The sequence below is a fragment of the Paraburkholderia sp. NMBU_R16 genome (genome assembly GCF_013282575.1).
Lineage (GTDB): Bacteria > Pseudomonadota > Gammaproteobacteria > Burkholderiales > Burkholderiaceae > Trinickia.
This window is the reverse complement of sequence record NZ_JAAAYE010000071.1, coordinates 1-20,727: the sequence shown is the minus strand read 5'-3', so window position 1 is coordinate 20,727 and position 20,727 is coordinate 1. Positions and strand designations below refer to the sequence as shown.

General features: G+C 63.4%; 18 protein-coding genes. 13 read left to right on the top strand and 5 right to left on the bottom strand.

What is annotated here, in order from left to right:
- The first annotated feature begins 475 nt into the window (after positions 1-475).
- The gene (locus tag GWC77_RS24335; protein ID WP_173261146.1) at positions 476-1,213 is read left to right on the top strand and encodes a hypothetical protein; all 738 of its coding nucleotides are present in this window, start codon (positions 476-478) and stop codon (positions 1,211-1,213) included.
- Positions 1,214-1,313: 100 nt separating this feature from the next.
- Here the strand turns inward: GWC77_RS24335 and GWC77_RS24330 are convergent, their stop codons facing one another.
- The 3 genes from GWC77_RS24330 to GWC77_RS24320 all read right to left on the bottom strand — a co-directional run bounded on the left by GWC77_RS24330 (position 1,314) and on the right by GWC77_RS24320 (position 5,353).
- Complete coding sequence (locus GWC77_RS24330) at positions 1,314-1,766, bottom strand: lytic transglycosylase domain-containing protein (RefSeq protein ID WP_254367141.1); 453 nt, start codon at positions 1,764-1,766, stop codon at positions 1,314-1,316.
- Between the two features lie 298 nt (positions 1,767-2,064).
- A complete protein-coding gene (locus GWC77_RS24325) occupies positions 2,065-3,513 on the bottom strand; it encodes a helix-turn-helix transcriptional regulator (RefSeq protein ID WP_173261142.1) in 1,449 nt (482 codons plus the stop codon).
- A gap of 439 nt (positions 3,514-3,952) precedes the next feature.
- The gene (locus GWC77_RS24320; protein ID WP_173261140.1) at positions 3,953-5,353 is read right to left on the bottom strand and encodes a tryptophanase; all 1,401 of its coding nucleotides are present in this window, start codon (positions 5,351-5,353) and stop codon (positions 3,953-3,955) included.
- A gap of 386 nt (positions 5,354-5,739) precedes the next feature.
- Here GWC77_RS24320 and GWC77_RS24315 point away from each other — a divergent pair, with 386 nt between their 5' ends.
- The 3 genes from GWC77_RS24315 to GWC77_RS24305 all read left to right on the top strand — a co-directional run bounded on the left by GWC77_RS24315 (position 5,740) and on the right by GWC77_RS24305 (position 7,377).
- Positions 5,740-6,426: a glycine zipper 2TM domain-containing protein gene (locus GWC77_RS24315; protein WP_173261138.1), complete on the top strand. Its 687-nt coding sequence runs from the start codon at positions 5,740-5,742 to the stop codon at positions 6,424-6,426.
- A 63-nt stretch (positions 6,427-6,489) separates the two neighbouring features.
- Positions 6,490-6,963 carry a hypothetical protein gene (locus tag GWC77_RS24310; protein WP_173261136.1) on the top strand — a complete coding sequence of 158 codons (474 nt, stop codon included), beginning with the start codon at positions 6,490-6,492 and terminating at the stop codon, positions 6,961-6,963.
- Positions 6,964-7,053: 90 nt separating this feature from the next.
- Positions 7,054-7,377 (top strand): hypothetical protein, encoded by a 324-nt coding sequence (locus GWC77_RS24305; protein ID WP_173261134.1) that lies wholly within the window; start codon positions 7,054-7,056, stop codon positions 7,375-7,377.
- A gap of 104 nt (positions 7,378-7,481) precedes the next feature.
- On the opposite strand, the gene GWC77_RS24300 is transcribed toward GWC77_RS24305, so the two are convergent.
- Positions 7,482-8,135, bottom strand: coding sequence for a peroxiredoxin (locus tag GWC77_RS24300; RefSeq protein ID WP_173261132.1), 654 nt, complete (start codon positions 8,133-8,135; stop codon positions 7,482-7,484).
- A 525-nt stretch (positions 8,136-8,660) separates the two neighbouring features.
- Between GWC77_RS24300 and nirB the strand changes: the two genes are divergently transcribed.
- The 9 genes from nirB (at position 8,661) to GWC77_RS24255 (ending at position 20,038) form a co-directional block, all read left to right on the top strand.
- A complete protein-coding gene (gene nirB, locus GWC77_RS24295; protein WP_173261130.1) occupies positions 8,661-11,093 on the top strand; it encodes a nitrite reductase large subunit NirB in 2,433 nt (810 codons plus the stop codon).
- A 10-nt stretch (positions 11,094-11,103) separates the two neighbouring features.
- Entirely contained in the window at positions 11,104-11,430 is a 327-nt protein-coding gene (nirD, locus tag GWC77_RS24290; RefSeq protein WP_173261148.1) for a nitrite reductase small subunit NirD, read from the top strand.
- 17 nt (positions 11,431-11,447) lie between these two features.
- The gene (locus tag GWC77_RS24285; protein WP_173261127.1) at positions 11,448-14,180 is read left to right on the top strand and encodes a nitrate reductase; all 2,733 of its coding nucleotides are present in this window, start codon (positions 11,448-11,450) and stop codon (positions 14,178-14,180) included.
- An 8-nt stretch (positions 14,181-14,188) separates the two neighbouring features.
- Positions 14,189-14,764: an ANTAR domain-containing response regulator gene (locus tag GWC77_RS24280; protein ID WP_173261125.1), complete on the top strand. Its 576-nt coding sequence runs from the start codon at positions 14,189-14,191 to the stop codon at positions 14,762-14,764.
- A 2-nt stretch (positions 14,765-14,766) separates the two neighbouring features.
- Positions 14,767-15,891, top strand: coding sequence for a CmpA/NrtA family ABC transporter substrate-binding protein (locus tag GWC77_RS24275; protein WP_173261123.1), 1,125 nt, complete (start codon positions 14,767-14,769; stop codon positions 15,889-15,891).
- A gap of 177 nt (positions 15,892-16,068) precedes the next feature.
- Complete coding sequence (locus GWC77_RS24270) at positions 16,069-17,226, top strand: HPP family protein (RefSeq protein WP_367949095.1); 1,158 nt, start codon at positions 16,069-16,071, stop codon at positions 17,224-17,226.
- A gap of 102 nt (positions 17,227-17,328) precedes the next feature.
- Positions 17,329-17,745 (top strand): MarR family winged helix-turn-helix transcriptional regulator, encoded by a 417-nt coding sequence (locus GWC77_RS24265; protein WP_173261119.1) that lies wholly within the window; start codon positions 17,329-17,331, stop codon positions 17,743-17,745.
- Positions 17,746-17,758: 13 nt separating this feature from the next.
- Positions 17,759-19,546, top strand: a complete 1,788-nt coding sequence (locus tag GWC77_RS24260) for a chloride channel protein (RefSeq protein ID WP_173261117.1) — start codon at positions 17,759-17,761, stop codon at positions 19,544-19,546.
- 168 nt (positions 19,547-19,714) lie between these two features.
- Positions 19,715-20,038: a hypothetical protein gene (locus GWC77_RS24255; RefSeq protein WP_173261113.1), complete on the top strand. Its 324-nt coding sequence runs from the start codon at positions 19,715-19,717 to the stop codon at positions 20,036-20,038.
- On the opposite strand, the gene GWC77_RS24250 is transcribed toward GWC77_RS24255, so the two are convergent.
- Positions 20,001-20,477: a hypothetical protein gene (locus GWC77_RS24250; protein ID WP_173261115.1), complete on the bottom strand. Its 477-nt coding sequence runs from the start codon at positions 20,475-20,477 to the stop codon at positions 20,001-20,003. The two genes, GWC77_RS24255 and GWC77_RS24250, sit on opposite strands and share 38 nt — an antisense overlap.
- Positions 20,478-20,727: the final 250 nt, after the last annotated feature.

Sequence of the window (20,727 nt, the reverse complement as noted above, 5' to 3'; positions counted from 1 at the left end):
CGATGACGGGGGACTGCTCGGCGCGGCGTGGCGGCAGCGGTTCCGGGCTACGCCCTTCACCGCTGCCGCCACGCCAGTACTCTCATCCTGATTGACGCGCTGCTCTCATCTTGTTTGACGCGCGGCATGCCACGACGGTACTTCGCGAATAGATAGTGAATCACAACGTGCCATTCTAGGATTTCGTAGAAGATAGGAGAACGAAATGACCGACATACGAGGCATTGGAAGCGGACCTGGCATTCCCGGCGCTTCAGGGGCACCCGCGCCCTCGACCAACCCTCCCGGTTCGAGCGGCAAAACGGTACGCCCACTGAATCCGCGCCTCGCCGGCGCTCCCAGTCGCGCCGACGGCGCCGGGACCGGGCAGCGGGCGAAATTCTCCGCGCCAGGCGCACAGCCGGCTCCAAACCGCGCCGACGAGCCGACGGAGCGGACGAACATCCGGTCTCTTGCGTCGAGACGCCAGGAGCCGATGGGCAGCGTCGTCCGCCGTGAACTGACGGACGTCGGAAACGACGCCGCCGCGCTGCTCGAACGTTTCGGTGATCTCTTAACGGAAATAGAGGGACGTTCAGGTCGCATGGAGAGCCCCATACAGCGCGCGAGTGCCATCACGGCGCTCGCTGAAGACCTTCATATGCTCCCGAATGTCGACGGCGAACGGCCCGAGACGAATACTCGATTCCAGACGTATCTGCGTCTTGGCAACGTGGTTGCTGAACAAGGCCGGGAGACCGCCGATCCGCAGCGGGCGACGGACTCAGAGCGTAGCGCCTTCTCCCATGCGATATCGGCATGGGAGAACGCGCGAGAACATATCAAACCCGGCGAGCGCGCGACAATCGCCGCGCAAGAGCTCACTACGACAGATTCATCTACCGATCCCGCGTGGGTGAAGGAAACGGTACGCAACATACTCGAAGCAGTTGAAGCGCCCTCAGATTCCATGACGATGTTGCCCCGCCGCTTACGCGCCGTGCTCACTATCGCCGAGTGCCTTGGGTCGCCGCATATCGCGCCAGCGGGCTCGTGGCCGAGCTTCCGCGACGAGACCCTCTTGCGTCTCGACGGCATACTGCAGGAGGAGATGCAAGTCCCGGCAAACAGCGAACATCGGGAAGTGATCGAGATCATCGGCAAAAGGCTGGCCGATATCCGTACGGGAATCGAAGAGCGTGTTCGAACGCACGGTTCCCCAGTCGACGATTGATGCTCGGTAACGCATACACGGTTCGTTGCGCTTGCAACTTTTTTATGCGGAATCGATATGCGTTTCGACCAGGGCGCAGTCTCGCGGGCATTAAGCGCGATCAATCGACGGAATGCTGCGTGCTGCGATCCACAGCCAACTCGGTTTCGCGCTTCTCCGACAGCACACCCCAGCGCCGCAGGATGCCCGCGATCTGCTTCGCATACTGATCGCGCAACGCGGGCGTGGCCGAATGATAAGCCCCGACTGCGGCCCAGGTATTGCCGTACTTCAAGATCTGCCGCCGCAATTGCCAGGCTGCGATATAGATATTCTTGCACGGCGACATCAGCGCCTCGCGCCCGATGCCGTAACGGGCGAGCGTCGGCAGATGAATCGTGTTGATCTGCATGACGCCATAATCGACCGACCCGTTGGCATTGACATGCGTGGCATCGGCACGGTTGTGAGACTCCTGCCAGGCGATGGCGCGCAGCACCATGGGATTGACGTGCTGATAAGCGGCAGCGGCATCGAAACAGTCGGTCGCATGCGCGCGCGGCGAAAAGCTCATCGCGCACGCAAAGGCGGCGCATTGCATGGCGCCCCAGGTGGCCAACGAGATCCGCCGCGCGCCGCGCGGCGAGAACTCGGCACACGCGGAACGTGCTTGATGGCGAATCCCTGAAATATTCGAGCGAATCATCATGGATGGAGCGATCGAGGTTGCGTAGTACGGCAACGAGCCGATGCTGGATCATCCCCGAATTTGGCGCGCCGCTCCCTGCGGCGCGCGAAAGATATCGCCAAAACGCGAAACAATTGGAAACGACTCGAGTTCTGCTTGTGCGAATGTACGCGAATGACGGGCGCTAGCGTTCGAGCGTTTCCGACGGCGCCTCGTTGAATTGCTTGCGGTAACTCGAAACGAGCGTCGAGCGATTCTGCACACCCCATTTATTGGCCGCACCGAGGATATTGCGCTCGCTCGTGAACGGATCCTCGAGTTCGGCGCGAATGCGCTCCATGCGCTGCCGGCGGATCAGCTCCGTCGGCGACAAACCGAGGAAGTTCTTGAATGCCGTTTGCAACGCTCGTTCGGTCACGCCGATTTCGATGGCGAGCTCGCGCACCGAGAGATCGGCACGGTCGAGGTTTTCCTGCATATATCGATAGGCGCGACGGTACTTGGCCGGCAACCGGGCCCCAACGTCGTCGAGCTGGGGCGCGCGACGCGTCGTGCGGCTGACGAATGGCGCGATCGCATGCGCATCGGTGCGCAGACATTGCATCGACAACAACGCGTAGCGGCTGTAGAACTGCATCGATTCCGGTGCGCGACCCTGAACCTGCCGCAGCTTCGAAACGCAGTAGAGATACTCGAGCTGCCGGTGGCCGGTCGACGTTGCATGATCGAGACGATGCAGCGGCTCGATCAGTGTCTCCGCGAGCTGCGGCGCCCCGCATGCGAGCGCGGCAAGCACGGTCTCGAGGCGCGTAGTGCGCACATACTCGTGCAACCCCGCTTGCTGGGCCCACTGGAGGTGCCGCGTGACCCCCTCCATCGCGGAACGTTCGCCGCGCACGAGCGCACGCACATCGCGCAGATAATCGATGCGCTGTCGCAAGAGCGGCGCACTCACGCGCAATGCGGCGCTCTCGCGCGCGGAAATCGCCTCGCTCGGATCGGCTGCGCCCGCCATGCCCTCGGGAGCTTCCGAATGCCAGTACACGTGATCGCCAAGCGGATCGGCGCCCCGCAGCTCTCGCTGCACGGCCAGGTCATAGCGCAGCGTCGTCACGATATCCTGCAGCCGTTGCCCGTCAGTTTCGGGCAGCGACTCGACGAAGGCACCGAGTTCTTCGAGCAGATTCAGCGCATCGCGCGCGTGGCCGAGCTGATGCAGTGCGCAGATGATGCCGAAGCGGGCGTCGAACACCTGCAGCGGATCGATTCCCGTTTCCTCCATGACACGCGCAAAACATGACAGCGCCGTCGTGAGACGGTGCCGAAAGAGCGCCTGCCAGCCTGCGTTGCGGCAAGAGGTCGCGCGCATGGCCTGACGCGGTGCGCGAAGCAGCTTTTGCGAACGTCGATATTGCTCCTCGGCTTCGTCCCCGATGCCGAGCGTGCTGAGCATGTCCGCGTGCAATTGCAAAAGCCAAGGCAGATCCGCATCCTGAGGATCGTCGTCCGCCCAGCGGTTCGCGTACGCGCTCGCCGCATTCAAGCTGCCTTCGCGCACTTTGTCGAGAAACGCCGCAGGCGTACAGCGCATTGCCTGCGCCGCGACCAGCGGAAAATAGAGAGCCGGAAACATCGTGCAACTCCTCGTTGATGCACAGGTGTCGGTGCGACGCCGCGCGACCGCGTGCAGATGCGATGAATCGATCTCGCGCCGCGGGGGAGCGGCACCACGGACCTGACACCGAGTGCATTTGCACCACTATAGAGAAGCACCTACACCACATATTCAACAAATCTGACTATCGGCGGCCATTTGAGAACTGTTGAGGATCGTCGGCGACGCTTTCCGACCGTGTCCACATAGAGGATCTCACCGCTGCGAAGTACGGAGTTCCGTAGTCTCGAACCGTAGTCTGTTCGCGTTCGATATCTACGGCTCCGCCGGCCCCGCTTCGCTGGAATCAAGAATATGTGCTGACATAGCCAGAGCGGCGACCCAATTTCGTAGGCGTTCGTTTAACAACCGACGCAATTCCCGGGAGGGCGGCCGGAATAAACTTCGCAGATAAGTGTTAGGTCAACGGACGAAAGCGCGCGAGAAAATGCCGCAGCGTAGGCGGCTCCTCTTCGAACGCGTAACCACGCAGCCCGGCCGCCCGGCCCTTCGCAGCGATGAGCACGTCCGCCACGTAGTCCATGTGATCGTTGGTATAGGTGCGCCGCGGGATGGCAAGGCGCAGCAGTTCGAAGGGCGAGGGTTTCTGCCGGCCGGTCTTCGGATCGCGGCCGAGCAACAGTGAGCCGATCTCGACACCCCGTACACCGCCCGAAACATAGATCTCGTTCGCGAGAGCGAGTGCGGGAAACGCTTCGGCCGGAACATGCGGCAGCATGCGCGCCGCATCGACGAATACGGCATGGCCACCGCATGGACGCTGCACGGGTACCTCCGCTTCGTCGAGACGGGAATACAAGCGTTCGACCTGCGCCACGCGATAGGCGAGCAACGTTTCATCGACTGCTTCGACAAGTCCTTGCGCAATGGCTTCGAGGTCGCGCCCGGCCAGGCCGCCATAAGTGACGAATCCCTCCATCAGCACGCATCGCGAGCGCACCGCATCGAACAGCTCGCGATCTTCGCGGATGCAGACCAGCCCGCCGATGTTGACCATGGCATCTTTCTTGGCCGACATCGTCAGCATGTCGCCGCAGCGATACATCTGCGCAACGATCTCCGTAATGGACGCATTGGCGTAATCCGCTTCGCGCGACTTGATGAAAAACGCGTTCTCGCTGAACCTTGCCGAATCGATCACGACGGGAATGCCATGGCGCTGAGCAAGCTCGTAGACCGCCTTCATATTGGCGAGCGACACGGGCTGGCCGCCGCTGCTGTTGCAAGTGACCGTCGTGACGATGGCCACGACATTGCGAGGGCCATGCATCTCGATCAAGGTCTCGACTCGATCGAGGTCGAAATTGCCCTTCCAGGGATCGTACGATGCCGTGTCGAAAGCACGGCGTGTGAGCGCATTCAACGCCTGTGCACCGGTCAGTTCCACATGCGCAGCCGTCGTGTCGAAGTGATAGTTCGAAATGAACACGGGATCGGTCGCACCGCGCGTCGCACGCGCGCGCTCGACCAGGCATGGGAAAAGCACGTGCTCGGCCCCGCGGCCTTGATGGGTCGGCACCATGTACGCATAGCCGAATAAACGCGCAACGGTTTCCTGCAGGCGGAAATAGCTGCGCGAGCCCGCGTACGATTCATCGGCCTGCATCATGGCTGCCCATTGACGGTCGCTCATGGCGCCGGTGCCCGAGTCAGTCAGCAAATCGATATAGACGTCCTCACCGCGTAGCTGGAACGGGTTGTAGCCTGCCACACTCAACGCCTGCTCGCGCTCGGCCTGTGTCGTCTCGCGAACCGCTTCGACCATCTTGATGCGAAAAGGCGCTGGGAGTCTCTTCATGGATGACGCTCCTTGACGATGAGTCTCGACACAAAGCCCATGCCGCACGTGACCACATGCGATGGACCGTCAAGACGATTCTATGAGCCATCCGAAACGCATCGCCCTCGCCAAATCAGTAGCCGTTGTCGAGGTCGTTGTCAGACGCTACGAAAACGTCCGATCGACGCCGTTCTCGCCCAAGCCGTATGCCGCGCCGCAAAATCGAATCGGCTCAAAGGGTTGCGGTGCGTTTCCCGCCGATATCCACAAAGACATTCACAGAAACTGTGGACAACTCGGACGTCAGCGATGCGGTACTACAAACGCTTACAAATGTCACCGATCTACGGTCCACCGGAGGGGTCGATGCGGCGTTTTTTCAGGCAATCCCTTTGGAGACTCACATGAACACGAATCTGCCTACCGACCTCCCGCAACGCAGCCGCATCCACCCGCTCATCGCGGCAGCCGCCGTCGCCGTGGTGCTCGTCAGCGCCACCGGCATCGCCGCGATGACGGGACTCTTGCCCACCTCGCGTGCGGTGACGGCGCCGCCGCCCGAGCAGGTCGCCTCCTCGGCGCTGACGGGCGCCAGCATGCCCGTGGCGGCCGTGAACACCGCGATCGCGCAAGGATCGACGCAGCGTGCGGAGCCCAGCGTGCCGCGTGTGCCGCACCACCATATCGCGCGACCGGCGCCTTCATCCGCGAACGAGAATGCATACGGCAACGGCTCGCAAACGCGGCAGGCGGCAATCGATCCGAGCGCGGGTGAGATCGTCGCAATCAATACAGTGCAGACGCCGGAGCAGACCACCGGTATCGGCGCCGTGGGAGGCGCCATTGCGGGCGGCTTGCTCGGCAACCAGGTGGGCGGCGGCCGAGGCCGCGTGCTGACGACGATAGCGGGCGCTGTCGGCGGCGGTCTCGCGGGCAACGGCATCGAACACGCCGTGCGCAAGAACACGACTTATCAGGTGCAGGTCCGGATGCAAGACGGCAGCTACCGCAACTTCAGCTATCCGACGCAGCCCGCTTTCCAGATCGGCGAGCACGTGCGTGTGGTCGGGGATTCGCTGAGCGCGGCGTGACGAAGCGTCGGGCCGACGCGGTCAAAATTACGCAACCGTCGAGAATATGACGGTTGCGTTATCATGGGGTCTGTATTTTTGACCGGATATCCGAGGACCATCGTGATCGACGCGAGTGCGTGGTTGACATCCCAGGAATATGCGCATCGTTTATTGCGCGATGTGATGGGTGCGCACGGTCTGGTGGTTATCGGCATGGGGCGCGCCGGCGAGCGGGGCTTTCAGATGCTGTACCGGTTTTCGGACGCATGCGACGAGTTGGAGGCGAGCGGCGTCAATGTGATTTTCGTGTATCCAAAGGAATCGGCGCGCCACGTGTTCGACGCCACCTCGATCCGGGGCGCACGCTATCGCGGCAAGGCCTGCCTTTTTCTCGATGCGGAAGGCCGGTTTTTCAGAAAACCCGTCGATGCCCGGACATTGCGCGCAATTCATCTCGATCGGGATATGCGGCAGACGGTAGCCGCGGATGTGCCTTTGCGCGATGCCGCGTGGGACGCGAGACTGCGCGCCTTTTTGACTGCGTGCCGGAGTTAGCGCTTCAGCGCTTCACCGCTCGCCAATTTTCCGATAGCCGGACCGCATTCAACGGCGCTACACTTTCAGCACCATCGCTGGAGAGCCGCCATGACTGATCTCGACCCGAACCGGACGTTTCGCGGGCTCCCCTTGACTCCAGAACAGGATGCTGAAATCCGCCACTACATCAAAATGCGGAAGCAGCAAGGCAAGCCCTGGGAGACGCCGGAACTCGAAGCGATGCTGCGCGACATGCTGGAGCCGCCGCTGGAAGACGACGTCGACGACGATTTCGATCCCGATTTCGATACCACCCGTCTCGCGGCAGAGCGCGCGCAGTTTTCCATCGAAGACGAAATGGATCCGACGGAAGCGTCGGAGGAATGGCAAGCGGCAATGGAATCCGAGGCCATGAAGCGGTTGAACCGCTAACGTCCAACCGCCAGGGCCGCATCAGCCGCATGCGCGCGTGCGGGTCCGGCCGGCGGCATGTGGACCGGACAACGTCCGCATGCCGCAATCCAAGCGAAGGCCGTTTATTTCGGCTGAGCCACCGTCCGCAGGTACGGCTTCAGCGTCTTGAACCCTTGCGGGTACTTCTTCTTCGCGTCCTCATCCGATACCGAAGTGGGAATGATGACGTCGTCTCCCGGTTTCCAGTTCACAGGCGTGGCCACCGAATGCGCCGCGTTGAGTTGCAGCGCGTCGAGCAAGCGCAAGACTTCGTCGAAATTGCGCCCGGCGCTCATCGGATAGACGAGCATCGCCTTCACTTTCTTGTCGGGGCCGATGATGAACACCGAGCGTACCGTGGCGTTGTCGGCCGCCGTGCGCGTGCCGCCGCTCGCATTCGGATGAATCATGTCGTAGAGCTTCGCGACCTCGAGGTCCTCGCCGCCGATGAGCGGGTAGTTGACCGGATAGCCCTGCGTCTCCGCGATGTCGCCCACCCAATTCTTGTGGTCGCTGACCGGATCGACACTGAGGCCAATGATCTTCGTGTTGCGTTTGTCGAACTCCGGCTTCAGGCGCGCCATATAGCCGAGCTCCGTCGTACAAACCGGCGTGAAGTCCTTCGGGTGAGAAAACAGGATGGCCCAGCTGTTGCCGATCCACTCGTGAAACTTGATCGGCCCTTCTGTCGTTTCAGCGGTGAAATCCGGTGCTTCGTCACCGATCCTGATAGTCATATCAAACCTCCTTTCGTCTGGACGTCCCTACGTTGACAGGTCCTGATCCGCACAATAGCGATACGCCGCTTCGATCGCGAACCGGCGCGCGCAAGCACGGGATGAGGCTCCGAATTATAGACGCCGAAGACCCCCCATTGTGGTGGGCGAGCGCACCGAAGCCGAATCTGCCGCGCCGAAGGAGTGCGATGCGTGGGCACCGCTGCACTGCTGCGGTGCAATAGCCCCGGGCTTTCCGTGCCCCGAGACAGTGCGTGCGGTGCGCCATAGCGCGCAAACCCAATATGCGCCGTGCGTTTCGCATCGCTGGCATAGCCTTTGCATTACTCCGCCCGCGCCCTGGCAACGGTGTCGGGCGCAGTAGGACATGATGCGATGCGGCACCCTTGCCGCGTTTCGCCAACGGATTAGGACAACGGCGTCCCCTCGTGCATCGGCACGGGTGGACGCCGTTTGTTTTCGGGTTCGGATTTTTGGTCGGGCAACGACGCTGCGACGCCACACGCTTGAGAAGGAGTCCAATCGATGAACAAGCCACGACTCGTCGTGATCGGCAACGGCATGGCCGGCATTCGCACGATCGAAGAATTACTCGCGCTTGCCCCCGATCAGTACGAGATCACGGTCTTTGGCGCCGAGCCGCATCCGAACTACAACCGAATCCTGCTCTCGCCGGTGCTCGCCGGCGAGCAATCGTTCGACGACATCGTGCTGAACCCGCTCGATTGGTATGCGAAGAACGATATTCAGTTGCACCTCGGCAAAGCCATTTCGCGCATCGATCGAAAGCGCCGCCTCGTCGTGGCGGAAGACGGCACCGAAGCGCCCTACGACCGGCTACTGATCGCCACCGGCTCCCAACCGTTCATCCTGCCCGTGCCGGGCGCCGGCCTGAAGGGCGTCATCACCTACCGCGATATCCAGGATACGCAGGCGATGATCGACGCGGCCAGCGTGAAACACCATGCCGTCGTGATCGGCGGCGGGCTGCTCGGCCTCGAAGCGGCCAATGGACTCAAGCTGCGCGGCATGGAAGTGACCGTCGTGCACCTCGCCTCCACGTTGCTCGAACGCCAGCTCGACACCCAAGCCGGCAAACTGCTGCAGCGCTCGCTCGAAGCACGCGGCCTCACCTTCCTGCTCGAAAAAGCGACGAGCGAGATCGTCGGCAACGAGGCCGGCGAAGTGGCCGCCGTGCGCTTCAAGGACGGCGAAGAAATCCCGGCCGACCTCGTGGTGATGGCGGCCGGCATTCGGCCGAACACGACGCTTGCCGAACAGGCAGGCCTTTATTGCAACCGCGGCATCGTCGTCAACGACACGCTGCAGACCTACGACCCGCGCATCTACGCCGTCGGCGAATGCGTGAGCCACCGCGGCATCGCCTACGGGCTCGTGGCCCCGCTTTTCGAACAGGCCAAGGTCTGCGCGAACCATCTCGCGCTGATGGGCATCGGCACGTACAAAGGCTCCGTGCTCTCGACCAAACTGAAGGTCACCGGGATCGATCTGTTTTCCGCGGGCGACTTCATCGGCGGCGAGGACACCGAGCAGATCGTGCTATCCGACCCTTCGAGCGGCGTCTACAAGAAGCTCGTGATTCAGGACGACCGCCTCGTCGGCGCCTGCTTGTATGGCGATACGGCCGACGGGGCGTGGTACTTCAAGTTGTTGCGCGAAGGACGCAAGCTCGGCGAGTTGCGCGATCGGCTGATGTTCGGCGAGTCGAGCATTGGCGACGGCGGCGTGCAGGGTCATAACCGCGCGGCCGCGATGGCCGACAGCGACGAAGTCTGCGGCTGCAACGGCGTGTGCAAGGGCACGATCGTCAAGGCCATCACCGAGAAGGGCCTCTTCACGCTCGACGACGTCAAAAAGCACACGAAGGCGGCCAGTTCGTGCGGATCCTGCTCGGGGCTCGTCGAGCAGATCCTGATGAGTACGGTGGGGACGAGTTTTCAGGAAACGCCCAAGACCAAGGCGATGTGCGGCTGCACGGAACGCACGCACGACGAGGTCCGCAAAGCGATTCGCGAGAACAAGCTGCTCACTCACCAGAACGTCTACGACTTCCTCGAATGGCGCACGCCGAACGGCTGCTCGAGCTGCCGCCCGGCCATCAACTATTACCTGATCTCGACATGGCCGCACGAAGCCGTCGACGATCCGCAAAGCCGCTTCATCAACGAACGCGCGCACGCAAATATTCAAAAGGACAACACCTTCTCGGTGGTGCCGCAAATGAAGGGCGGCGTGACGACGCCCGATGAGTTGCGCCGCATCGCGGATGTCGCCGATAAATACCAGATTCCGATGGTGAAGGTGACCGGCGGTCAGCGCATCGATTTGCTCGGCGTCAAAAAGGAAGATCTGGTCGACGTCTGGCGCGATCTCGGCATGCCGTCGGGCCATGCGTACGGCAAATCGATCCGCACCGTGAAAACCTGCGTCGGCAGCGAGTTCTGCCGCTTCGGCACGCAAAACAGTACGCAGATGGGTATCGATCTCGAAACCATGCTGGCCAACATGTGGTCGCCGCACAAGGTGAAGCTCGCCGTCTCGGGCTGCCCGCGCAACTGTGCCGAAGCGGGCATCAAGGACGTCGGGGTCATTGCGGTGGACAGTGGATGGGAAATCTATGTCGGCGGCAACGGCGGCATCAAGACGGAAGTCGCGCAGTTCCTCGTCAAAGTGAAGACGCCCGACGAGGTCAAGGAGTACACGGGTGCGTTCCTGCAGCTCTATCGCGAGGAAGCGCACTACCTCGATCGCACCGTGCATTATCTCGATCGCGTCGGGCTCGATTACGTGAAGCGCAAGATCGTCGACGATGCGGCGAGCCGCCAGGCGCTCTACGAACGCCTGCTCTATTCGCTCGAGGGCCTGCCCGACCCGTGGCAGGAGCGTATCGAAGGCGCGCAAGAGCGCGAATACATTCCGCTTACGGTTGTCAATTGAGGATTTGATGATGGATCGCTTGTCCCTTCCCAACTGGACTCACGTCTGCCAGGTCTCCGACATTCCGCGGCTCGGCAGCCGTGTGCTCAAGCGTGCCGACGGCGATATCGCGATCTTTCGCACGGCCGACGACGAGGTCTTCGCCCTGCTCGATCACTGCCCGCACAAGGGCGGCGCGCTTTCGCAAGGCATCGTGCACGGCAAAGCCGTCACCTGCCCGCTGCACAGCTGGAACATCGAACTCGCAACCGGCGAGGCGCGCGCGCCCGACGAAGGGTGCGCGCGGCGCTTTCCCGTCAAGGTCGACGGCGAGGCGGTATACCTCTCGATCGCATGAGCGGGAGCGCTGCCGCGATGAAAACCGTCACGCGCTCGACTTGTTGCTACTGCGGCGTCGGCTGCGGTGTGCTGATCGAAGCCGAGCACGGCCGCATCACGGGTATTGCGGGCGATCCGGATCACCCGGCGAACTTCGGGCGCCTGTGCACGAAAGGCCGGACGCTGCCGCTGACGGTAGCCGGCACCGGCGGCCGCGCGCTGCGCCCGGAAATGCGGACGATGCGCAATGCGCGGCGCGAATCGACCGACTGGGATAGCGCACTCGATCACGTGGCCTCGCGCTTCGCGCAGATCATCGAGCGCGACGGACCCGACGCCGTCGCGTTCTATATCTCCGGCCAGTTGCTGACCGAGGACTACTACGTCTTCAACAAGCTCGCGAAGGGCCTCGTCCGCACCAACAACATCGACACGAATTCGCGGCTTTGCATGTCGAGCGCCGTGACCGGCTACAAGAAAGCACTGGGCGCCGATGGGCCACCCACCTGCTACGAAGATCTCGAGCTCGCCGAAACCGTGCTGTTCGCTGGCAGCAATATGCCCTACGCGCATCCCGTCCTGTTTCGCCGGCTCGAGGACGCCAAGGCGAAGAACCCGGCGGTGCGCTGGATCGTCGTCGATCCGCGCCGCACGGACGTGGCCGCGCTCGCCGACATGCATCTGGCCATTCAGCCCGGCACCGACGTGGCGCTCTTCAACGGCATGCTGCACCACTTGATCTGGGAAGGATTGATCGACCGCGACTTCATCGAAGCGCATACGAACGGTTTTCTCGATGCCAAAGCGCTCGTACGCGAATATTCGCCGCGCACGGCCGCCAGCGTATGCGGTATCGCCGAGGAAGACCTGATCCGTGCAGCCGAATGGTTTGCGACGAGCCCTGCCACACTTTCGCTTTACTGCATGGGGCTCAACCAGTCGAGTCACGGCACCGACAAGAATCTGGCACTGATCAACCTGCATCTCGCCACGCGGCAGATCGGCAAACCCGGCGCGGGTCCGTTCTCGCTCACGGGGCAGCCGAACGCCATGGGTGGGCGAGAGGTGGGAGGCATGGCGACCATGCTCGCCGCGCATCGCGACATCGGCAATGCCGGACATCGGGCCGAAGTCGAGGCGCTTTGGGGCGTGAAAGGATTGTCCGCCCGCCCCGGTCTGCCAGCCGTCGATATGTTCGACGCCATCGCGGACGGCCGTATCAAGGCGGTCTGGATTGCCTGCACGAATCCCGTTCATTCGATGCCCGACATCGCCCGCGTGCGAAAAGCGCTCGAGAAGGCCGAGTTCGTCGTCGTTCAGGAAGCGTTCGTCCAAACCGACACCGTGCCGTACGCCGACGTATTGTTGCCTGCGGCGACCTGGGGAGAAAAGTCGGGCACGGTAACCAACTCGGAACGGCGCATTTCGCGCGTGCAAGCCGCCGTCCAAGCGCCCGGCGATGCAAGAGCCGATTGGTGGATCGCCGCCGAAGTGGCACGGCGCCTCGAAGGCCGCCTTGCCAGCCGGACCCAGCGCCGGGAGGGCGAGCCCGAAGGCATCGCTTCGGAGTCCGCACTATTTCCTTATTCGTCGCCGGAAGCCGTTTTCGACGAGCATCGGGCACTGACGATCGGCCGCGATCTCGATATCGGCGGGCTCAGCTACGCGCTGCTCGAAGACGAAGGGCCGAAGCAATGGCCGTTCGTTGCGGGCGCCGATGAGGGCTTGGCACGCCGTTATACCGACGGTGTGTTTGCGACGGCCGACGGCCGCGCGCAGTTTCATCCGACACCGTACCTGGGCGTTGCCGAACCCACCGACGCACGCTATCCGTTTCGCCTCGTCACGGGTCGGTTGCGCGATCAATGGCACGGCATGAGCCGCACGGGTCGCGCCGATGCCCTCTTCGCGCATGCGCCCGAGGCCACCGTCGTCATGCAACGTGGAGATGCCACCCGGCGTGGGCTCAAGGACGGCGATCTCGTAGCCGTGGCGAGCCGTCGCGGCAAAGTGGTATTGCCCGTCGAAACGTCGGACGACCTGCGCTCGGGCACGCTGTTCACCGCGATGCACTGGAGCGGCCAGTACCTCAATAGCGGCGGTGCGAACGAAGCGACGATCGCCGCGGTCGATCCTCATTCGGCTCAGCCGGAACTGAAGCATGCCGCCGTCCGGATCGAAGTTCCTGACCTGCCGTGGCGCGTCGTTGCGGCCAAGCGAGGCGACACGCTCGCGCTGCGCGCTGCGGTGCAGCCGCTATTGGCCGAGCGCCGCTATGCGTCGGTGCGCATCGAAGACGAAAATCTGCTCGTCGTCTCGGCGGCCGACTCGGTCGCGCATTCCGAGTGGGTCGAAAAGCTCCACGATGCGCTGGGACTCCCGCGCGGCGACGACCTGCTCGAATATCGCGATCCACGGCGTGGGCGCGAACAACGCGTCGCCTGGAGCGGTAACATGCTCGACGGGTTCCTGCTGACGGGGGACACGAGCGGCGCGCGCGCCTTCATCGAGCAGATCCGCTCGCTGGCACCGTGGCCGGGTCCCCGGCACACGATTTTCCTGCCGGGCGGCGAAGATGCCTTGCGCTCGCTTGCCCCACGCGCGCGTATCGTCTGTAATTGCAAACAGGTGACGCAAACGCAGATCGAACAGGCCGTCGGCGCGCATGCCAGCTTCGACGATTTGAAATCGACGCTCGGCTGCGGTACCGTCTGCGGCTCCTGCGTACCGGAAATCAAGAGACTGATGAAAGCACCTGCTGCTGCGTGAGCTCGACGATGCTGCGCATCCTCCTCGTGACCGACACCGACAAGCCCATCGGCGAGATGCGCGAGGCGCTCGCGCGCCTCGGCTACGAGATGCTCGCCGAGGCGGCCACGCCGCAGGCGCTGCCGAAGGTCGTCGAGCGCGAGCGGCCCGACGTCATCATCGTCGATACCGAATCGCCTTCACGCGATACGCTCGAACATCTCGCCGTCATGAACGAGGCCGCGCCGCGACCGGTGCTGATGTTCAGCCAGGACGCGAACCAGCAGCTGATTCGCGAGGCCGTCGACGCGGGCGTGACCGCCTACGTCGCCGAAGGTCTCGCACCCGAGCGGCTTGCACCGATTCTCGAAGTGGCGCTCGCGCGATTCGCCCACGAGGAGAAGCTGCGCCAGCGCCTCGCCAAGGTCGAAGGCGAACTGGCCGAGCGCAAGACCATCGATCGGGCCAAACGGCTTCTCATGGAGCGCGGCCAGATGTCCGAGCACGACGCCTATGCCACGCTCCGAAAGCGCGCGATGGACGCGGGCGTGCGGCTCGCCGAAATCGCTCGACGGCTCGTCGACGCGGCCGACTCTTCGAGGTAGACATGGATACCGATACGCTGGCCGCCAGCGCCCCCCACTCGCCCGGTGCGCTCGAAAAAACTCACTTGCGGCTGGGGTTCGTCGCACTTTCCGACGCCGCGCCGCTCGTTGCCGCGAAGGTGCTCGAATTCGGCCACCATCATGGGCTCACGCTCGAGCTGTGCCGCCAGCCATCGTGGGCTGCCGTGCGCGACAAGCTGCTTTCGGGCGAGCTCGATGCAGCGCATGCGCTGTATGGCCTCGTCTATGGCGTGCAACTCGGCATCGGCGGCCCGCAAGCCGACATGGCGGTACTGATGGTGCTGAACCGCAACGGGCAGGCCATCACGCTGTCCACGCAGCTCGCGCAAGCACTCGACGAAACCGGCAGTCTGAAGTCGGCGCTTGCCACGCTGGGTCGCGCCCCCGTGTTCGCGCAAACCTTCCCGACCGGCACGCATGCCATGTGGCTTTACTACTGGCTCGCGGCACAAGGCGTGCATCCGCTGGAGGACATCGAGAGCGTCGTCATCCCGCCACCTCGCATGGTCGATGCGCTGGCGCGGCGCACGCTCGATGGGTTTTGCGCCGGCGAGCCCTGGCATGCCCTTGCCGAGGCGCGCGGGGCCGGTCAGACCGTTGCCGCGACGAGCGAAATCTGGCCGAACCATCCCGAGAAAGTGCTCGCATGCCGGCGTGACTTCGTCGCGCATCACCCCAATACGGCGCGCGCGCTGATTCGCACGATGCTCGAAGCGTGCCGATGGGTCGACGCCCCCTCGCACCGCGAGGAAATCGCGCCTTGGCTTGCCAAGGCCGATGCGCTCGACGTGCCGGGCGAGCTCATCGCGCCGCGCCTTGCCGGCCGCGACGGCGGCGTACGCTTCGCCAAACCGCCCCTGCCCGTTGCGTTCTTCGACAGCGGCGCGGTCAACTACCCGCGCGTCTCCGACGGCCGCTGGTTCCTCGCTCAATATCGCCGCTGGCGTCTGCTGCGCGGTGGGCCAACCGCTGGCGCCGACGACGCAGCCATCGCCGCGCAGATCAATCAAACCGCGCTCTACCGCGAAGCCGCCGCGCTCGCCGATGTGCCGATTCCCGCCGAAAACCGCACCGAACTCTTTTGCGACGGCGCGACCTGGCCCTGAAAGCCAATTAACGTTTTGCCGATCCTGCGCTGGCCGGCCGTTGTATTCGCGCATCGCTGCCGATGGCCGATACGTGACGATATGTCACGGCGCGATATAATCGCTGCCCGCTCGCGACGAGCCGGCACGTGTTGCCGCACGTCGCTTCGATTTCGATCAGACAAAACAAAACGCAACGTGCTTCATCCCGCTCTCGCCCGCTGGCTGCTCACCTTCGTCCCGCATCCCGTCTCGGTTCCCTGGCGCGAACGCGTCCGCTCGTGCATCGGCGCGCTCGTCGGCATCGCCGTGACCGGAGCGAGCATGCACTGGCTGCTTGGCGGCGAAGGACGCATTGCGCTGCTGGTGGCCCCGATGGGTGCCTCCGCTGTGCTCCTTTTTGCCGTACCCGCGAGCCCGCTTGCGCAGCCGTGGTCGTTCATCGGCGGCAATCTGGTGGCTGCCACGCTCGGCGTGCTGGCGAGCCGCTTGTTTGGAGACCCGATCGTCGCGGCCGCATTCGCCGTGGCGGCTGCCACCTGCGCCATGTTCGCGCTGCGCTGCGTCCATCCGCCGTCAGGCGCGGCCGCGCTGACGGCCGTACTCGGCGGCCCCGCCGTTCATGCGCTCGGTTTTCGATTCGTGCTCGAGCCGATCGGGCTGCAATCGTTCGTACTCCTTACTGCTGCCATCGCCTATCACACGTTGACGCGGCATCGCTATCCGCATGTGCGCCGGGCGAGCGCTCAAGCTCAGGCGGCAAGCGATACAGGCGGCACCGGTGTGACACGCGCCGACATCGAAGCGATCGTGCGCCAGCAAGGCGAGCTCATCGATGTGGCCACGGACGACTTACAGTCTCTCTTACGCGAAGCGCAGCTGCTGGCGTACGCGCGCAGCTTCAGCGACATGACCTGCGCGCAGATCATGTCGGCCGACGTCCTGACGATGACGGTCGATAGCACCGCAGCGGCAGCCTGGCGGTTGCTCGAACGGCACCGCATCAAGGCGCTGCCCGTCATCGACGACGAACGACGTGTCGTCGGCATCGTCACGCGCACGGATTTCGTTGGCCGCACCTCGTTCGGGCTGCGGCGCCTGCGCAACGCACGCTTCGGATGGTGGCGTCGGGACGAGGCGGCGGGCCGCCGCGTAGCCGAATTGATGACATCGGTGGTCTGCACGGTTAATGTTTCGGTTGCGGTCGCCCAATTGATCCCGCTTTTTGCGCATTACGGCCATCATCACATTCCGGTCGTCGACGACGATCAGCGCCTGGTCGGCATGATCACACAGTCCGACCTGATCGGCGGGCTGCACCGCCAGACGCAGACACGGCGCTTGCAATCGGCATAAGGCGGAGCAACATGCGCGTCACCCCCTTGCCACAAGCCCGGGCCAGAGCCGAAATATCACAATGCGATATAATTTCGCGTTCACCTTTTCGCTCTGCCGACCATGAAAACCATTGCTTCCCGCGCGCTCGCCAAAGCCGACTTCGAGCAGCTTTCGGAGTTTCGTTTCCAGATGCGCCGTTTCGAGCGATTTTCGGAGCGCGCTGCGCAAAACGAAGGCATTACGCCGCTGCAGTATTTGCTGCTGCTTCATATCAAGGGGTATCCAGGCCGCGAATGGGCGACCATCGGCGAATTGGCGGAGCGGCTGCAGGCGCAGCATCACGGCGTGGTCGCGCTCGTTTCGCGCTGCGAAGCGATCGGGCTCGTCAAGCGCAAGCCGAGCGAGATCGACCGTCGGCAAGTGGAAGTCCATTTGCTCAAAGCGGGCGAAACCATTCTCGTGCGGCTGGCCGCGCTGCATCAAGCCGAACTGAAGTCATTACAAGGCACGTTCAGCGTGCCGCAAATCGACCTTTGAAGTCACATATCCGATGAGCATCGACACACATAAGCGGGACTTCTCTTCCAATGCACGACTGCCCGGCATTTGCGCACTTGCGGCTGCCATCGGTGTGCTCGGTACCATCGCGGCGTATGTCCTGCTCAACCTGATTCGCCTCTTCACGAATCTGTTCTTCTTCGGCGCCTTCTCGTTTGCCGATCGGCCGCCTGCCGACAATACGCTGGGGCTTTGGGTGATTCTCGTTCCGGCCGCAGGTGGGCTCGTCGTCGGAATGATCGCGCGCTTCGGCTCCGAGAAAATCCGCGGGCACGGCATCCCTGAAGCGATCGAGGCCATTCTTTTCGGCAAGAGCCGGATGTCGCCGAAAGTGGCGATATTGAAGCCGCTTTCGTCGGGCATCGTGATCGGCAGCGGTGGGCCGTTCGGCGCCGAAGGCCCGATCATCATGACCGGTGGCGCGCTGGGTTCGCTGCTCGCGCAGTGCTTCAAGGTGACGGCCGCCGAGCGCAAGACTCTGCTCGTCGCGGGGGCCGCCGCAGGCATGACTGCCGTGTTCGGCACCCCCGTTGCAGCCGTGCTGCTCGCGGTCGAGCTGTTGTTGTTCGAGTGGCGCCCCCGCAGCTTCCTGCCTGTCGCGCTCGCCTGCGCGGTCGCGGGTTTCATGCGCGCGGCGTGGCTCGGTTCAGGTCCGCTCTTCCCGCTCGAAACGGCGCAACCGAATGCGATTTCGCTTCTATCGTGCGCGATTCTCGGCATTGCCTGCGGTGCGCTGGCCTGCGGGCTCTCGATGGCGCTCTACAAGACCGAGGATCTCTTCGGCGAGCTGCCGCTGCACTGGATGTGGTGGCCCGCACTCGGCGGGCTCGTCGTTGGCATCGGCGGCTTCATCGAGCCTCGCGTGCTTGGCGTCGGTTACGATGTGATCGGAGACCTCCTGCATCAGCATTTGGCAGTAAAGGTCGCGCTTGCCATTCTCGTCGTCAAAGCGATCGCCTGGGTCGTTGCGCTGGGCTCGGGCACGTCGGGCGGGGTGCTTGCACCGCTGCTCATGCTGGGTGCCGGCCTGGGCATCGTGTTCGGTCAGGTGCTGCCGGGCAACGAACCGGCGTTATGGCCGCTCGTGGCAATGGCAGCGACGCTAGGGGCAACCCTCGGCGCGCCGCTGACCGCCGTCGTTTTCGCATTCGGCCTGACGCACGACAGCAATGCGTTTTTGCCGCTCCTCACCGCGACGCTGTTCGCGCATGGATTCACGACGGTCGTCATGCGACGTTCGATCATGACCGAGAAAATCGCAAGGCGCGGCTACCACATTTATCGCGAGTACGGTGTCGATCCGCTCGAGCGTCATTTCGTCGATGAGGTGATGACGCGGACCGTCAAGACGATCGATGCCGCGATGCCCGTGCACGACGCATTGGAGACGTTTTTCGGTGCGAGCCAGACGCATCGGGCCTATCCGGTCGTGCGCGGCGAACGTCTCGTGGGTGTCGTCGATCGCGTGGCGCTGACGGCGCTCGTCGAAGGCGAGGCGGCCGTGAAGAGGGGCACTGCGCTCGGCGATGCGATCGCGCGCAATACCCCACCCGTCGCGCTTGCCAGCGAGACCTGCCGCCTCGTCGCAACCCGCCTCGCCGTTCACGGTCTCGAGCGCTTACCGGTCGTGGCCGATCGCGAGTCGCTGCGCCTCATCGGGATCGTGGCGCGTAGCGATCTCGTCAAACCGGCGCAACTGCATTTCGACGAAGAACACAAGAAAGAACGGTTCAGCCGCTTCGCACCGCTGCGAGTGGGCAAGCGGCGCATGGGGATGTGACGTAAAGCGTCTCATGCGCTCCGCCGTGGGGCGGTGTGGTGCCCGCTCGCTCTTGAAGCGAGGCAACGGGACATCCGGTTCGTTCGGCCTCGCACAGTCCGATACAACCGAAGGTATGACAATAGGCCTCAATCGCGGATGCCGATCAGGCGTGCGAGGAGACCGATAATGAATATGCTCGATATGGCCGCGCGGGCGGGCCTGCAGGTGTTGCTCGATGCGCGCATCGGCAACGAGACCTATCACAGCGTGAGCGGCTCGATCGCATCGCTGCAGCGTTTCGCCGATGCGGTCGCCGCCGCGACCCGTGCCGAAGTGCCCCACGCCTCGTGGCCGAAAGCGGGCGTCAACTCGTCCAGGCTGTGTCGTGCCGCGGCACGCAGACGACGCGCTCGCTCTCTGGTACTGCGATGCCGTCGGCAATCGACGCCATTGCGGAGTTCCACACCGTGGATCAGTGCGGTCGTGCCGCGTCGCGCACCTTCTGCATGAGATCTTCGGCGAGAGCGTGGTGCATATTGGCCAGTGTAACGAGGTCCGTTGCGCCCTGCGGCCGCTCCGCGACGTCAAGGATTCGCTCCGCCGTTGCAACCTTGGACAGCATTTGACCGTGTTCAGAAAGCGCATTCAGCACGGTCACGCCATCTTTTCTGCGTGCGATCGCGAGCAACCGCTCCCTAAGGGCGAGAGCCTCCTCCGAGTTCGAGCCGGCCGGCAGTTTGCCGTGGGCAGCGCTAAGGTGCTCAAGTATTGCCGAGCTGTGCTCCTTCATCGCACCTGCTAGCTCTGTGTAGCTGTAGCCCGAATCCACGAGGTCTGCCAGGGATGCCAGCTTCGTTGCGCCGTTCTGTTCCGCGGCGAGATTCAAGACATTGCGAAGCGATGCACCGTGGATCAGCGTTTCCCAATGCCGAGACAACGCGCGCAACACCGTTACCCCATCGTTCCCACATGCGATTTTAATCAACTGCTCGCGACTTTCAGCCTGCTCCGAGGGTACTGAGGCAGCCGACAAGTTGCCATGGGCTCGGCGAAGCGCTTCGAGCCCTGCTGAACTGCCGCGCGTCAAACAAGATGAGAGCAGCGCGTCAATCAGGATGAGAGTACTGGCGTGGCGGCAGCGGTGAAGGGCGTAGCCCGGAACCGCTGCCGCCACGCCGCGCCGAGCAGTCCCCCGTCAT

Coding starts and splice junctions, on each gene's coding strand:
- GWC77_RS24335 (WP_173261146.1), top strand. CDS start 476: ATGGGCAGCGTCGTCCGCCGTGAACTGACGGACGTCGGAAACGACGCC.
- GWC77_RS24330 (WP_254367141.1), bottom strand. CDS start 1,766: ATGAGCTTTTCGCCGCGCGCGCATGCGACCGACTGTTTCGATGCCGCT.
- GWC77_RS24325 (WP_173261142.1), bottom strand. CDS start 3,513: ATGTTTCCGGCTCTCTATTTTCCGCTGGTCGCGGCGCAGGCAATGCGC.
- GWC77_RS24320 (WP_173261140.1), bottom strand. CDS start 5,353: ATGAAGAGACTCCCAGCGCCTTTTCGCATCAAGATGGTCGAAGCGGTT.
- GWC77_RS24315 (WP_173261138.1), top strand. CDS start 5,740: ATGAACACGAATCTGCCTACCGACCTCCCGCAACGCAGCCGCATCCAC.
- GWC77_RS24310 (WP_173261136.1), top strand. CDS start 6,490: ATGGGGTCTGTATTTTTGACCGGATATCCGAGGACCATCGTGATCGAC.
- GWC77_RS24305 (WP_173261134.1), top strand. CDS start 7,054: ATGACTGATCTCGACCCGAACCGGACGTTTCGCGGGCTCCCCTTGACT.
- GWC77_RS24300 (WP_173261132.1), bottom strand. CDS start 8,135: ATGACTATCAGGATCGGTGACGAAGCACCGGATTTCACCGCTGAAACG.
- nirB (WP_173261130.1), top strand. CDS start 8,661: ATGAACAAGCCACGACTCGTCGTGATCGGCAACGGCATGGCCGGCATT.
- nirD (WP_173261148.1), top strand. CDS start 11,104: ATGGATCGCTTGTCCCTTCCCAACTGGACTCACGTCTGCCAGGTCTCC.
- GWC77_RS24285 (WP_173261127.1), top strand. CDS start 11,448: ATGAAAACCGTCACGCGCTCGACTTGTTGCTACTGCGGCGTCGGCTGC.
- GWC77_RS24280 (WP_173261125.1), top strand. CDS start 14,189: ATGCTGCGCATCCTCCTCGTGACCGACACCGACAAGCCCATCGGCGAG.
- GWC77_RS24275 (WP_173261123.1), top strand. CDS start 14,767: ATGGATACCGATACGCTGGCCGCCAGCGCCCCCCACTCGCCCGGTGCG.
- GWC77_RS24265 (WP_173261119.1), top strand. CDS start 17,329: ATGAAAACCATTGCTTCCCGCGCGCTCGCCAAAGCCGACTTCGAGCAG.
- GWC77_RS24260 (WP_173261117.1), top strand. CDS start 17,759: ATGAGCATCGACACACATAAGCGGGACTTCTCTTCCAATGCACGACTG.
- GWC77_RS24255 (WP_173261113.1), top strand. CDS start 19,715: ATGAATATGCTCGATATGGCCGCGCGGGCGGGCCTGCAGGTGTTGCTC.